Source organism: Actinokineospora auranticolor, assembly GCF_041897805.1.
Lineage (GTDB): Bacteria > Actinomycetota > Actinomycetes > Mycobacteriales > Pseudonocardiaceae > Actinokineospora > Actinokineospora auranticolor.
The window spans coordinates 1252107-1265654 of sequence record NZ_CP154825.1 but is presented as its reverse complement, the minus strand read 5'-3'; the positions used below and the strand labels follow the sequence as shown (position 1 = coordinate 1265654).

The window sequence follows — 13548 nt, the reverse complement described above, 5'->3', positions numbered from 1 at the left end:
CGAACCCAACGGAAAACGGTCTGCCGCCAGGATGTCCCCGGCTGGCAGACCACGGCTCAAGCCGAACCCGCCGCGAACCTGCCGACCTTGCCGATCACGTCCGCGCCGTAGATGCGCAGCGCCTGCTGGAGCGCGAACTCCGCCATGTACCGGCGGAACTCGTCGGGCGGCTCCTCGGTCAGGTTCAGCATCCGCCGGTTGGCCAGCACCGCGTCCCCGTCGAGGCGGGTCACCGCGCTGTCGATCGCGGCGTCCATCCCCTCCGGTGGGACGACCTCGTCGACGACCAGCCGCGCGTCCGGTTCGTCGGCTCGGATCCGGCGGCCACCGAGGATCACCTGCCGGGCCACCCGCGACCCGGTGAAGCGGGTGAGCCGGTAGTTCGCCGCGCCGGGGACGATCCCCTCGGTCGCCGCGGGCAGGCTCAGGTACGCGTCGGACGCCGCCAGCACGTGGTCGAACACCAGCAGCAGCTGGGCTCCGCCGCCGATGGCGAAGGTGTCCACCGCCGCCACCCACGGCTTGTCGATCAGCGGCGAGTGCCAGGAACCGCCCGCGAGCACGCCGCGCACGATCTTGTGCAGGTAGCCCAGCTCCCGCCGCAGCAGGAAGTCGACCAGGGGGATGTCGCCCGAGCTGAGCTTCTTGAGGTTGATGCCCGCGCAGAACACCCGGCGCCCCTGGTAGCGGGGATGGCTCATCTCCCCGCCCCGCAGCAGCGCCACCCGGGTGGCCGGGTCGAGCAGCACCAGGTCGACGGCGGTCTCCATGTCGTCGACCTGCTGGGCGTCCTCGGCGTTGAGGCAGTCGTCCCGGCACAGGGTCAGGTGCGCGACACCGTCCCGGCGCTCCAGCCGGACCGCTGCCATCCGCACGACACCGGACTCGGTGAACTCCGGCAGCAGCGCGAGTGCCCTGGTCGTGGGCCGGAGCATGGCGTCGAGCAGGTGCGGACCGGCCTTCGGGGAGCGCAGCACGCCGCGCAGGAAGATCCCCTGGTCGATCTCGCGCCCCTCCTTCTCGCCCTGCCGCCGCGCGCGCTCGACCGCCATCTGCTCGTCGGTCGGCACCAGGCCGGGATGGGCGCGCGCGGCGGCTCGGACGAGTTCGTCGATCCGCAGGTACCGGGTTCGTCCGTCGGTGAGCTCGTCGTAGATCTCCTCGGCGCGCGCGTCGACGTAGGCCGCGCGCGCCGCCCTGATCCCGTCGAGCGCCGTGGCCGCGGCAGCGCGCTGCGCCACGTCCCGGGCGGGTGGCACGGGCAGGTCGGCCAGCAGGTCGTCGACGCGGCGGGCCGACTCCGCCAAGGCCATGCGGTCGAGCGGGGCGCGGGGCGTGGCTTCCACCGTCACGACGCGGTTTCCCTGCGCAGGGCCCGGTCCGCAGCGGCCAGGTGCGCGCCGAGGGCGTCCTCGAAGGCGGTCGCGCCCGCCTCGAAGATCAGCTGCCTGCGGATCGCCACCTCCGCGCCGTCCAAGCCGTCCGCCGCCGCGGCCAGCCCGGCCAGCGTCGCCGCGGGGTCGGCGGACACCTCGTCGACCAGGTTGAGGGCGAGCGCGCGGTCGGCGTCGATCGGGGTGCCGAGCAGCACGGCGCGCCGGATGGCCGCCGCGCCCGCCTGCTGGGTGAGCCGGTGCACGGTCATCCCGGGCCAGGTGGCGCGGCCGATCCGGGAGAGCAGCAGCCGAGTCCCCTCGGCGACGACCCGGACGTCCGCGGCGAGCAGCAGGTCCAGCGCGGTCCCGGCGCAGTCGCCCGCGGCGACCGCCACCGTGACCCGGCCGAGCCGCTCGAACCGGCGCACGGCGCGTTCCCACTTGGACACCAGGCCGACGGTCAGCTCCCGCGCCCAGTCGGCGGCCGGGACACCCGTGACGTGGACCGCGACCGGGCCGGGCTGCCGGTGGTCCTCGGCGCGGTCGCACAGGGCGGCCAGCTCCTCGACCGCGGCGGCCGACAGCGGTCGGGAGCCGTCGACGCGCAGCAGCAGTTCACCGTTCACCATTGGATCAGCGCCATTTCGATCGTGGAGCCGGGCCCCATGGTCATGAGCACGCCGTAGTCGCCGGGGCGGGCGACGCCCTCCTCGGCGAGGCGCTCGTAGGAGAAGAGGAAGGAGCCGCTGGAGAGGTTGCCGTAGTCGCGCAGCACACCCGTGGTGTGGCGGACGTCGTAGCGGCTCAGGCCGAGGTTCACGACGACGGCGTCGACGACCTTCTTGCCGCCCGAGTGCACGACCCAGTGCCCGATGTCGCTGCGGCGCAGGCCGGTGCCGGAGAGCAGCCGGTCGGCGACGACCTCGGCGTGCGCGCCGACGACGTACGGGATCTGCGGGTCGAGGAAGAAGCTGAACCGGTCCTGGTCGCGGTCCCAGTCGTAGCGCATCGCGTCGAGCGCGTCGGTGATGATGTAGCTCGCGAACTTCAGCACCCGGGGACCGGGCACCCGGCCGTCACCGGAGACCAGCGCGACGGCGGCGGAGCCGTCGCCGAAGAGGCTGTTCACCACGGCGGTGCGCATGGTGCCGTCGAGGGTGTACGCGGCGGAGCACGCCTCGCTGCACAGCACGACGCCGAGTTCACCGGGGTGCGCGGCGGACCAGCCCGCCACCACGTTGAGCGCGTTCAGGCCCGCGTTGCACCCCATGCCGACGATGTCCGAGCGGCTGCAGTGCGGGTCGATGCCCATTTCGCGGATGACGAGCGCGCTCAGCCCGGGGGTCAGGAAGCCGGTGGAGGTGACGCAGCACAGGTGGCGCAGGTCCGACAGCGACGCACCCGCCGACTTCAGGCAGGCCTCCAGCGCGCGGCACCCCATGTCGACGGCCATCTTCTTGTGCTTGTCGAGCAGGTCGCCCTGCGGTTCCGACCCGCGCCGCCCGTCGGGGCCGACCGGCGGGAGGGTGAGGAACCGCCGGTCGATGGCGCTGTTGAGGAAAACCGAGCGGATCCGGGGGTCCTCCACCCCGAGCACGTCGAGGAGTTCGGTTTGCGAGTAGGGCGTTTCGGAGACCGCGGTCCCCACGCCCGCGACACGGGTGATCTCCGTCAGTCCGCTGTGGATGGAAAGGTCCGCCGCTGGTGTGGCGATCGCCGTCATCGGTACATCCACCCCCAGCTCCGGTGCTTGCCGCGCAGGAGCAGCCTGACTTGCGAAGCGGTCATCGCCCTCACCTCTCGTGGATGGTTGTGGACACAGTGGACTTCTCGGCTCACGCCGCGGGTTCGATCCGCGTCGCGGCGCCGACGACCAGGCTGCACGGGCCCGCGCTCGGCGGTAGCGAGATGGTCGCGCCGTGGCCGATGACCGAGTCCCGCAGGTCGGTCGGCCCGGCGATGGACACGTCGTCCATGACGACCGAGTCGCGCACCCGGGAACCGCGCACCGCGCAACCACGGCCGATCGACGTGCCCGGGCCGATGTGGCAGTCCTCGACCACGGTCCCGGCACCGATCAGCGCCGGACCCTCGATCCTGGTGCGCACGACCCGGGCGCCGGCCTCGATGACCACCGGGCCGCGCAGCTCGGTGGCGGAGTCGATGTGGCCGTGTACAGCGGGAACGAGGTCTTCGAGCAACCGCCGGTTGCACTCGAGGACGTCCTCGACCTGGCCGACGTCGCGCCAGTAACCGGTGTGCTCGACGGCGTCCACCGCGCCGCCGTGGTCGATCAGCCACTGGATGGCGTCGGTGATCTCCAGCTCGCCGCGCGCGCTGGGCTCGATGGCCGCGACCGCGCGGTGGACCGCCGCGGTGAAGAAGTAGACGCCGATCAGCGCGAGGTCGCTGCGCGGCCGCGCAGGCTTCTCCACCAACCGCTCCAGCGTCCCGTCCGGCCGGAACTCGGCCACGCCGAACGCGCGCGGGTCGGCGACCTTGCGCACCACCACCTGCGCGTCCGGGCGGGTCGCGGCGAAGCGCTCGGCGTGCCCGCCGATCCCGTCCGGGAGCACGTTGTCACCCAGGTACATGACGAAGTCGTCGTCGCCGAGGAACGCCCGGGAGATCGCCACGCAGTGCGCCAGGCCCAGCGGGCTGACCTGGGGGATGGCGGTGACGCGCAGGCCCAGCCGGGACCCGTCGCCGAGCGCCTCCTGGATCCGGGTCGACGCGGCGTCGACCACCACGCCGACCTCGGTGATGCCGAGCGCCCGCAGGTTCGCCAGCACGTGCTCCAGCACCGGCCGGTTGGCGATGGGCACGAGCTGCTTGGGGGTCGAATAGCTCAACGGGCGCAGGCGGGTCCCCGACCCGCCCGCGAGCACCAGGGCCTTCATGGCGAACGCGCTCCTTCGCGACGTCAGGCGGAGACCGGGGTCCCGGACAGCCGCCGCTCGATCTCCCGGCTGGTGGCGTAGTCCGGCAGCAGGCCCTGCCGCCGCGCCTCGGCGAAGGTGATGGCGACCTGGTCCCGGTCGGACAGGATCGGCTCGACACCCGGGTCGATCGGCAGGCCCAGCGCCGGGTCCAGGGCGTGCAGGGCCAGCTCGTCCTGCGCGACGTAGCCGCCGGAGAGCATGTACGACATGACGGTGTCGTCCTCCAGCGCGACGAACGCGTGGCCGACGCCGACGGGGAAGTACATCGCCCGGTGGTCGCGCTGGTCCATCAGCACCGCGTCCCACTCGCCGAACGTGGGCGACCCGACCCGGATGTCGACCACGATGTCGAGCGCCGAACCGCGGGCGCAGTAGACGTACTTGGCCACGCCCGGCGGTGTCACGGTGTAGTGGACGCCCCGCACCACGCCGCGCTTGGACAGGCTGTGGTTCGTCTGCGCCACGGGGAACAGCGGGCCGCCGTGGGCCTCGATGAAGGCCTCTTCCTGGAACGGCGAGATGAACAGGCCCCGGTCGTCGGGGAAGACGCGGGGGGTGAACTCGATCGCGCCATCGACAGCCAGTTTTCGTGCTTGCACAGCGGCTCCTGTGATTGGAGTGTTCTGCGGGGTCGGGCCACCCGGCGGTCGGACCGCCGGGGACCGGTTGTCAGAGGGTGGACAGCACTTCGCGGACCGCGTGGATGACCTTGTCCTGCAGGTCGGTGGAGAGCGCGGGGTACATCGGCAGCGAGAAGATCTCCCCGGCCAACTTCTCGGTGACCGGCAGGGAACCGGTGGCGTAGTTGAGGTGCGCGAACCCGGTCATGGTGTGCACGGGCCACGGGTAGCTGATGTTGAGGTGGATGTCGTAGGCCTTGAGGCGCTCGATGATGTCGTCGCGCCGGGGGTGGCGCACCACGTACACGTAGTACACGTGCTCGTTGCCGGGCACGGTCTTCGGCAGCAGCAGGTCGGTGTCGCCGAGGCCGTCGACGTAGCGCTGGGCGACGGCCCGGCGGCCCGCCGTGTAGGCGTCGAGCCGCTTGAGCTTGCGGCGCAGGATCTCGGCCTGCACCTCGTCGAGGCGGCTGTTGTGGGCGGGGGTCTCCAGCGTGTAGTACGTGGTGTCCATGCCGTAGTACCGCAGCCGCCGCAGCTTCTTCTCCACCGCGTCGTCGGAGGTGATGGTGGCGCCGCCGTCACCGTACGCGCCGAGCACCTTGGTGGGGTAGAAGGAGAACGCGGCCGCGTCACCGGTCGAACCCGCGACCACGCCGTTCTGCCGCGCGCCGTGCGCCTGCGCGCAGTCCTCCAAAAGGGACAGGCCGTGCTTGGTGGCGAGTTCCCTCAGCGGGGCCAGGTCCACGCACTGCCCGTAGAGGTGCACGGGCAGCAGGCACTTGGTGCGCTCGGTGATCGCGGCGGCGACCTGGCTCGTGTCCATGAGGAAGTCGTCCTCGCGGATGTCGACGAAGACCGGGGTGGCGCCGGTGCCGTCGATGGCGAGCACGGTCGGGGCGGCGGTGTTGGACACCGTGATCACCTCGTCGCCCGGGCCGACGCCGAGCGCCTGCAGGCCGAGCTTGATCGCGTTCGTCCCGTTGTCGACGCTGACGCAGTGCCCGACGCCGTGGTACGCGGCGAACTCCTCCTCGAAGCCGCGCACGCTCGCGCCGAGCACGAGCTGCCCGGAGTTGAAGACCGTCTCGACCGCGTCCAGCAGGTCGAGCCGCTCCGCCTGGTATTCGGCCAGGTAATCCCAAACCCGCGTGGTCATGTGCGTACCCCTCCGTGAATTGGTGTCGTCAAAGCGGCGACCGTGCGCCGGATCCCCTCGGACAGCGGGATCTCCGGGCGCCACCCGGTGATCTCCCGGAACGCGCCGGAGTCGATGGTGATGCTCCGGGAGTCCGTCGCGGCCGCGTGCGGCGGCGGTGGCACGCAGGTCACCGCCACCGGCGGCCTGCCGGTGTGGTCGGACATCTCGCGGGCGACGAGCCCGAAGATCTCGCCCAGCTCGCAGCTGCGGTCGGCGCCGAGCAGCCAGTGCCCGCCCACCAGGGGGTCCGGCGTGGCCAGCGCCGCCGTGACCGCCGACGCGATGTCCGCGACGTGGACGAGGTCGCGGCGGACGGTGCCGTCCCCCCAGATGGTGAGCGGCTCGCCCGCCAGCGCGCGGCGGGCCATGGCGGTGACGACACCGCGGTCGTGGCTCACGCTGCCCGCCGCGGCCTCGCCGAAGACCGTGGACACCCGCAGGCTGATGCCGCGCACGCGGCCGTCGGCCGTGGCCGCCTTCAGCACCTGCTCCGCCACCAGCTTCTGCCGGTCGTAGGGGGTCACCGGGTCGTCGGGCTCGCTGCCGTCGATCGGTTCGCGAGGGGGCAGGCCGACCTGCGAGACGGTGCCGCAGTACACCACCACCGGTGGCGTCCCGCCGTGGGCGCCGAGGACGTCGACGAGGTCCCGCATCACGCCGACGTTGACGCGCTCGGCCCCCGGGGTCTCGGCCGCGCGCCACCCGCCCTCGGCCAGCAGCAGGTACACGACCGCGTCCGAGCCCGCGACGGCGTCGGCGAGCGCGGCGCGGTCGGTGAGGTCGGCCGTGACGACGGTCGTCTCGGCCAGGCCGCGCGCGGGGGTGAACGGCCTGCGCGCCACCGCGCGCAGCCGGATCGGCTGCCGCGCCAGAGCCCGAGTGACCGCGGCGCCTACGAAGCCGGACGCACCGAGGACGGTGACCAGTGCCATCTCAGGCACCCCCACGGGGCTGCGCCGCGGCGGCGTTGATGCAGGCGAGCAGCGTGCGGGCCTCGACGTTGAGGTAGTGCCCGTGCCGGGTGAGCGCGGTGAGCTGGGCCGGGGTGACCCACGCGTAGCCGGGCGGCGGGTCGGTGACCTCGTCCGCGTCGACCGCGAGGTACCGCGCCCGGACGTTGAGGAAGCGACCACCCTCCTCGGAGTGGACCGCCTCGTAGCGGATCCGCGACGGCGCGGCGTCCAGGACGAAGTCGAGGAAGGGCAAGCGGTCCTCCGGGGGCAGGTGCGCGTAGTTGGTCGGCGTGCACTGGACGGTGGGTGCCAACTCGACCGTGTCGACGAACCCGCCGTCGGCGCGGGCGTGCACCAGGACGTGGGTCACCCCGTCGATCTCGCGCACGAGGAAGGCGACGACCCCGTGGCCGACGGACTCCAGCAGCGGCTGCGTCCAGCTGATCTTCTCGCGGTTGCCGCCCTTCACCGCGACCGCGAGGACCTTGAAGTAGCGGCCGTCCTCGTGCTCGATCGCCTCGACGCCCTGCTTCCAGCCGCGCACGTCGGCGAGCGGGATGCGCTGGGCGCGCACGTCGTGGCGCGCGCGCTCGTTGGTGAACCAGGACAGCAGCTGCACGTCGGTGAACAGCGCCCCGGGAGCCGAGTCGTGGTAGGGCAGGCACGACAGCACACTGCGGGCGTTCATGTTGACCGTCTCGTCCTCGTGCATCAGCTGCGCGATCTGGCCGAGGGTGAGCCAGCAGAAGTCGTCCCACAGCGGCACGTCGTCCACCGTCTCGACGACCATGTTGCGGTTGGTCTTGCGGAAGAACCACGAGCCCTGCTCCGCCTGGAGCACGTCGACGATGACCCGTTCCGGGTCGGGCGGGGCGAAGTACTCGACGAGCTTGACGTTGGTGCCGCCGTGCGCCTTGGTGTAGTTGCTGCGGGTGGCCTGCACGGTCGGCGAGAGCTGCACCAGGTTCGGGTTGCCCGGCTCCATCTTGGCCTGCATCAGGAAGTGCAGGACCCCGCCGAACTCCTTGCCCAGGATGCCGAGGATGCCGACCTCGGGCTGCTTGATGACCGGCTGCTGCCACTCGCGGTAGGGGCCGTCGCCGTGCGGTCCGTCGTGCTCGACCACGTGCAGGCCCTCGATGGTGAAGAACCGCCCGCTGCGGTGCACGATGTTGCCGGTCGCCCCCTCGAACCCCCACTGGTCCAGGTCCGCGAAGGGGATGCGCTCGACGTGGAAGACGTTGGCCGCGCGGCGTTCGGCGATCCACGCGCGGACGTCGGCGGTGCGCATGTGCACGCCGTCGGTGGTCGCGGCGGACAGCGCGACGCGGTCCGCGTGGTGGTGGTCGTCCCGGGCGCGGACCGCGCCGGGTGGCTCAGAGTACTGCCGCGTCAAGGGAATCATTGCCGAACCCACCCCTAAGTTCTGATCTGCTTCGCGGGCACCCGATCGGCCTCGTGGCGCGGCCACCACCTCGCACCCACCGCTCCCGGCGGACTTCGCGAAGGTAGCCGCGGCCGTTCTCAGCGGTCCAGTTCGTCCAACGGCCGCGCGGGCCCCGTCCGTCCTGAGTGGACTTCCTCGGTCCGACCGGTCCAGGCCTGGTGCTGGGCCTCGCGGACCTCCTCCTCGGCGGTGTGCTCCACCCTGGCCATGGCGAACCGCAGGATCGGCGGCGCCATCAGCGAGGTGACGATCGCGACCAGGATGACGATCGTGTAGACCTCCACGCTGAGGATGCCGATCCGGAGGCCGACCATGGCCACCACGATCCCGATGACCCCGCGGACGTTCAGCCCGGCGCCCAGCGCCAAGCCCTCCCACCGGTTCAGGCCGCTGAGCCGCGCGCCCGCGTACGCGCCGGCGAACTTCCCGGCGATCGCCAGGGCGAGCACCGCCAACCCGGTGAGCAGCACCTCCGGCCGGACCAGTGCGGTGAGGTCCATCCGCAGCCCGGCCGTGGCGAAGAACAGCGGGGCGAGCACCGACAGGACGACGGTGCGCAGCGGCGCGAGCTTCGCGGGGTCCACCCGGCCCGCCGAACCGATCAGGATGCCGCAGACGAAGGCCCCGAAGATCGCCTCCAGGCCGAGGGCGTGCGTGCCCGCCCCCGCCAGGACCAGCAGGACCACGGCGGTGGCGACGGTCGGGCCGGGACCGTCGGCCTTGGCCGCGACCCGCAGCGCGCCCCGGACCAGCGGCCTGCCGAGGGTGGCCGCGAAGGCGACGATGGCGACCAGGTACCCCAGGGAGGTGAACACGGTCCCGGTGGACACCGCGTTTACCGCCATCGCGCTGACGACCGACAGCATGAACCAGCCGAAGACGTCGTCGATCACCCCCGCGGTGAGGGTGAGCTGGCCGATGTTGCGGTGCAGCAGCTTCATGTCGATGAGGGTCCTGGCGATCACCGGGATGGCGCTGACGCACAGCGCCACACCGAGGAACAGCGCGAAGACCGTGGTGTCGGTGCCCTCCGGGATCAGCGTCCCCGGCAGCGCGTAGCCCGCGCCGATCCCCAGACCGAGCGGGACGACCAGGCCGCCGGCGCTGACCCCGGCCGCGGTGGCGCCGCGCCTGCGGACCAGTCCCAGGTCCATCTGCATCCCGGTGATGCCGACCAGCAGCAGGACTCCCAGCTGCCCCACGGCGTCGAGCAGGTGGTACTGCTCCGGTACCGCCGGGAACAGCCAGTCGTGCACCGCCGGGGCGGCCCAAGCCAGCAACGACGGGCCGAGCGCCACCCCGACGAACAGCTCGCCCACGACCGCGGGCATGCCGAAGCGGGTCGCGAGTCGGCCGAGCACGACGGCGAGCAGCAGCAACAACCCCACCTGGAGCAGGAACACCAGGAGGCCGTGGGCCGCGATCGGCGGTATCGGCGCGGCGAGCGACGGGAGCATCGTTCCCCTCCAGGGAAAACCGTTGCGGGCACGACCGGGACGCGTGGTCCGCACCCTGAGCGAACAGGCAGAGATCGACATCGGGCAACTGTCCATGCGCCGGGCGCCCGCGGCGCCTCAGCGGTGCCGGGGCGCCGTCGTGCGCAGGTCGCGGACCGCCGCGACCGAGCGGCAGCCCGCCAGGCCCAGCGCGTCCCGGAACTCGGCGGCGAGCAGGTCGAGCGCCTGCCGGACGCCGTCCTGGCCCGCCGCGGCCAGCCCCCACATCACGGGCCGCCCGACGAGCACGGCCGACGCGCCGAGCGCGACCGCCTTGAGCACGTCCCCGCCGGACCGGACTCCCCCGTCGAGCAGCACCTCGCAGCCGCCCGCGACCGCGGCGGCGATCTCGCCGAGCACGTCGACCCCCGGCACGGCGCTGTCCAACTGACGACCTCCGTGGTTGGACACCACGATCCCGTCGGCGCCTGCCTGCACGGCCCGCCGGGCGTCCTCGACGGCGAGGACGCCCTTGAGCACCACCGGGAGGTTCGTGCGCGCGCGGACCGCGGCCACGGAGTCCCAGGTGGCCGGGGCGAACTCGCGCGCGGTGTGGTCGGCGACGGCCGAGGCGCCCCGGGTACGGCGGTGCGCGGCCGTCCCGGCGTCGAAGTTGGCCGCCGTCACCCACTCCGGGAGCGCGAAGCCGTTGCGCATGTCGCGCAGCCGCCTGCCCATCCACGGCACGTCCACGGTGAACACGATCGCCTCGCAGCCCGCGTCCTCCGCGCGGCGCACGAGGTCCAGGCAGCGCCGCTCGTCGCGCAGCCAGTACAGCTGGAACCACGGCCTGCCGCCGACGGCCGCGACCTCCTCCAGCACGACGCTGCTCAGCGTGCAGATCACGTACGGCACGCCCGCGTCCCGCGCCGCGCGCGCCGCCGCGAGTTCCCCCTCGGGGTGGAACAGCCGCTGGTAGGCGACCGGCGCGACCGCGACCGGCAGCGCGGCGGACCGACCCAGCACCTCGACCTCGGTGCCGCCACCGGTCAGGTCGCGCAGCACCCGGGGGATCACGTGGATCCGCTCGAACGCGGCGCGGTTGGCCGCCACGGCCGCCTCGGCGCCGCTGCCCCCGGCGAGGAAGTCCCAGATCTCGCCGGGGAGCACGTCCCGCGCCGCGCTCGCCAGGTCGGCCAGGGACAGGGGGGTCGAGCCGGGACCGGCCAGGCCGGGCTCGGCCGGGCCGTGGTTGGTCAGGCCGGAGCGGGTCATCGCCGAGCGGCGCCGAACTCGCTCTGCCCGGTGCGCTCGAGTTCCACGGCCTCGTACAGGGCCTTGATGTTGGAGCTGCCGAAGGTGCCCGCGCCCTGCCGCTCGATGACCTCGAAGAAGATCGTGTGCCGCGGGTGGGTGGAGGCGGTGAAGATCTGGAACAGCTGGCCGCCGTGGTCCTCGTCGGCGAGCACGTTGGTCGACCGCAGGTCGTCGAGGGTGTGGGTCTGCAACGTGATCCGCTCACCGAGCAGGTCGTAGTAGGCGCCCGGGGTCTTCAGGAACTCCACCCCGCGCCGCGACAGCGCGCGGACCGCCTGGACCGCGTCGTTGCTGTTGAAGGCGATGTGCTGCACGCCGGGACCGTGGTGCTCCTTGAGGAAGTCGTCGATCTGCCCCGGGTTGGCGCGCGTGTCCGGCTCGATCAGGGTCAGCGTGACCGCGCCCGACGCGCTCTGCACGACCGTGGAGTTCATCGCCTGGGCGCCGACCACGATGTGCTCTTCGAAGATCTGCCGGAACCCGAGCGCGCGCTCGTAGTACGCGACCGTGGGGCCGAGGTCGCCCGCGGTCAGGCAGACCGCGAAGTGGTCGATGCCCAGCAGGTCCACGTCCGCGCCACCGGGACCGGACGCGGCCTCGCCCTCGCGCTGGACCAGGGTGTGCACGACGTCGCCGAAGCCGCCGATGGTGGCGGTGACGACCGGACCGCGCTCGGCGTCGACGCGCCGCTCCGGCTCGCGGACGGGGTCCGCGCCCGCCCGCACCGCGGCGTCGAAGGCGGCGACCACGTCGGTGGTGCGCAGCGCGATGTCGGCCACGCCCTCCCCGTGCGTCTGCAGGTACGCCGCGCCCGGGTGGCGGTCCGAGATCGGTTCGGTGAGGACGAGCGTGATCGACCGCTGTCGCAAGGTGACGCTGCGGTGGTCCGCGGACCGGTCGGTCCCGGCGACGGTGAACGCGTACTTGCCCAGCCAGCCGGACACGGCCACTTCGAGGTTGTCGACGTACATCTCCACGTAGTCGATCTCGAAGTCCTTGGTGTTTTCCTTGGCAGTCATGGTTTTCCTCCCTCAGATGGGTCGTTCTTCGGTCATCGACCGGTGAACCGGACCTGGAGTCGGCTGTACCCCTGCACGACGATCGCGCGCAGCCAGGTCGGTTCGGCCAAGAGTTCTACTGTGGACACCCGCTCAGCCAGCTCCCGCAGCACGACCGCCAGCTCGATCCGAGCGAGCGCCGAACCGAGGCAGTGGTGCACGCCGTGGCCGAAGGTGATGTGCCGGTTGGGTGTCCGGTCGAGGCGGAAAGCCTCGGGGTCGTCGAACTCGGCGGGGTCTCGGTTCGCCGCGGGCAGCCACGCCACCACCGGCGTGCCGGGCGGCAGGTCCTGGCCGTTGACCGTGGTGTCGGCGGTCGTCACCCGCAGCACGTGCATGGCGGGCGAGGTCCAGCGCAGCACCTCCTCCACGGCCGCGTCGACGTCCGCGCTGCCGTCCCGCAGCCCGGCCAGCAGGCCGGGCACCTCGGCGAGCGCGTGCACCGCGCCGGTGATCGCGTGCCGCGTGGTCTCGTTGCCGCCGATCAGCACGTTGTCGCAGTTGAGCAGCACGTCGTCGAGGTCGAGGCCCTCGTCGGTGAGCAGCGTGCTGACCAGGTCGTCGCCGGGGCGCGCGCGGCGCGCGCTGATCAGCTCGTCGAAGTAGACGAGGATCTCGGTGTGCGCCTGGCGCGGGGTCATCCCGTCGAACAGCTCGTCCTCGCCCCCGAACGCGTGGTTGGTCAGGTCGATGAGCATGTCCTGGTCTTCCTCGGGCACACCGAGGATGTCGCACACGACCGCGGCGGGGATGCGCGGACCGATCGCCGTCGCCACGTCGCACACGCCGCCGTCGAGCGCCCCGTCGAGCACACCGCGCACCTCGTCGCGCACCCGGTCGGCGAGCTTGCGCGCCGACGCCCGGGACAGCAGCGGGCCGACCAGCTTGCGCAGCCTGCGGTGCCGCTCCTGTTCGGACACGACCATCATCCGGCCGCCCGAGGTGTCCGGGTGGTCGCGGTCGAAGCCGATCATCATCCCGTACTCGGAGGTGAACGGCGCGGACGGCGCGAGGACGGCGGCGCACGCCCGGTGGGAGAACACCGACCAGAAACCGGTCGGCGAACTCCCCGGCCCGCTCCACACCACCGCGTCCTCGGCCGCGTACGCGCGCCAGCGGTCGTGCCGGTCGAGAGTCGTGTAGAGGTCCGGGTCGCCGAGATCGATGGCCTTCGTCGTCTGCATCTGCGGTCTCCAGG

Annotated in this window: 12 protein-coding genes; all 12 read right to left on the bottom strand. The window is 72.4% G+C overall.

Annotated features, from left to right (window positions below):
* Positions 1-56 precede the first annotated feature (56 nt).
* The 12 genes from dpgC to V5P93_RS06005 all read right to left on the bottom strand — a co-directional run bounded on the left by dpgC (position 57) and on the right by V5P93_RS06005 (position 13534).
* Complete coding sequence (dpgC, locus tag V5P93_RS06060; RefSeq protein ID WP_104478733.1) at positions 57-1313, bottom strand: (3,5-dihydroxyphenyl)acetyl-CoA 1,2-dioxygenase DpgC; 1257 nt, start codon at positions 1311-1313, stop codon at positions 57-59.
* 35 nt (positions 1314-1348) lie between these two features.
* Positions 1349-2005, bottom strand: a complete 657-nt coding sequence (gene dpgB / locus V5P93_RS06055; protein ID WP_104478404.1) for an enoyl-CoA-hydratase DpgB — start codon at positions 2003-2005, stop codon at positions 1349-1351.
* Positions 1999-3099, bottom strand: a complete 1101-nt coding sequence (dpgA, locus tag V5P93_RS06050; protein WP_104478403.1) for a 3,5-dihydroxyphenylacetyl-CoA synthase DpgA — start codon at positions 3097-3099, stop codon at positions 1999-2001. The genes dpgB and dpgA overlap by 7 nt, the downstream gene beginning before the upstream one ends.
* A gap of 112 nt (positions 3100-3211) precedes the next feature.
* Entirely contained in the window at positions 3212-4276 is a 1065-nt protein-coding gene (locus tag V5P93_RS06045) for a glucose-1-phosphate thymidylyltransferase (RefSeq protein ID WP_104478402.1), read from the bottom strand.
* Positions 4277-4299: 23 nt separating this feature from the next.
* Positions 4300-4917, bottom strand: a complete 618-nt coding sequence (locus V5P93_RS06040) for a dTDP-4-dehydrorhamnose 3,5-epimerase family protein (RefSeq protein ID WP_104478401.1) — start codon at positions 4915-4917, stop codon at positions 4300-4302.
* A 70-nt stretch (positions 4918-4987) separates the two neighbouring features.
* Positions 4988-6097 carry a DegT/DnrJ/EryC1/StrS aminotransferase family protein gene (locus V5P93_RS06035; protein WP_104478400.1) on the bottom strand — a complete coding sequence of 370 codons (1110 nt, stop codon included), beginning with the start codon at positions 6095-6097 and terminating at the stop codon, positions 4988-4990.
* Entirely contained in the window at positions 6094-7071 is a 978-nt protein-coding gene (locus tag V5P93_RS06030; protein WP_104478399.1) for an NAD(P)-dependent oxidoreductase, read from the bottom strand. The genes V5P93_RS06035 and V5P93_RS06030 overlap by 4 nt, the downstream gene beginning before the upstream one ends.
* A gap of 1 nt (position 7072) precedes the next feature.
* Positions 7073-8383 carry an NDP-hexose 2,3-dehydratase family protein gene (locus tag V5P93_RS06025; protein WP_374066451.1) on the bottom strand — a complete coding sequence of 437 codons (1311 nt, stop codon included), beginning with the start codon at positions 8381-8383 and terminating at the stop codon, positions 7073-7075.
* A gap of 233 nt (positions 8384-8616) precedes the next feature.
* Positions 8617-9996, bottom strand: coding sequence for a cation:proton antiporter (locus tag V5P93_RS06020; protein WP_104478397.1), 1380 nt, complete (start codon positions 9994-9996; stop codon positions 8617-8619).
* Between the two features lie 117 nt (positions 9997-10113).
* Positions 10114-11250 (bottom strand): alpha-hydroxy acid oxidase, encoded by a 1137-nt coding sequence (locus V5P93_RS06015; protein ID WP_104478396.1) that lies wholly within the window; start codon positions 11248-11250, stop codon positions 10114-10116.
* Positions 11247-12311, bottom strand: coding sequence for a 4-hydroxyphenylpyruvate dioxygenase (gene hppD / locus V5P93_RS06010; protein WP_104478395.1), 1065 nt, complete (start codon positions 12309-12311; stop codon positions 11247-11249). Before hppD ends, V5P93_RS06015 begins: the two co-directional genes overlap by 4 nt.
* A 32-nt stretch (positions 12312-12343) precedes the next feature.
* Positions 12344-13534 carry a cytochrome P450 gene (locus tag V5P93_RS06005; RefSeq protein ID WP_104478394.1) on the bottom strand — a complete coding sequence of 397 codons (1191 nt, stop codon included), beginning with the start codon at positions 13532-13534 and terminating at the stop codon, positions 12344-12346.
* Positions 13535-13548: the final 14 nt, after the last annotated feature.

Excerpts from the sequence above, each read along its gene's own strand:
- dpgC (WP_104478733.1), bottom strand. The coding sequence starts at position 1,313 with ATGGCCTTGGCGGAGTCGGCCCGCCGCGTCGACGACCTGCTGGCCGAC.
- dpgB (WP_104478404.1), bottom strand. The coding sequence starts at position 2,005 with ATGGTGAACGGTGAACTGCTGCTGCGCGTCGACGGCTCCCGACCGCTG.
- dpgA (WP_104478403.1), bottom strand. The coding sequence starts at position 3,099 with ATGACGGCGATCGCCACACCAGCGGCGGACCTTTCCATCCACAGCGGA.
- V5P93_RS06045 (WP_104478402.1), bottom strand. The coding sequence starts at position 4,276 with ATGAAGGCCCTGGTGCTCGCGGGCGGGTCGGGGACCCGCCTGCGCCCG.
- V5P93_RS06035 (WP_104478400.1), bottom strand. The coding sequence starts at position 6,097 with ATGACCACGCGGGTTTGGGATTACCTGGCCGAATACCAGGCGGAGCGG.
- V5P93_RS06030 (WP_104478399.1), bottom strand. The coding sequence starts at position 7,071 with ATGGCACTGGTCACCGTCCTCGGTGCGTCCGGCTTCGTAGGCGCCGCG.
- V5P93_RS06025 (WP_374066451.1), bottom strand. The coding sequence starts at position 8,383 with ATGCGCACCGCCGACGTCCGCGCGTGGATCGCCGAACGCCGCGCGGCC.
- V5P93_RS06020 (WP_104478397.1), bottom strand. The coding sequence starts at position 9,996 with ATGCTCCCGTCGCTCGCCGCGCCGATACCGCCGATCGCGGCCCACGGC.
- V5P93_RS06015 (WP_104478396.1), bottom strand. The coding sequence starts at position 11,250 with ATGACCCGCTCCGGCCTGACCAACCACGGCCCGGCCGAGCCCGGCCTG.
- hppD (WP_104478395.1), bottom strand. The coding sequence starts at position 12,311 with ATGACTGCCAAGGAAAACACCAAGGACTTCGAGATCGACTACGTGGAG.
- V5P93_RS06005 (WP_104478394.1), bottom strand. The coding sequence starts at position 13,534 with ATGCAGACGACGAAGGCCATCGATCTCGGCGACCCGGACCTCTACACG.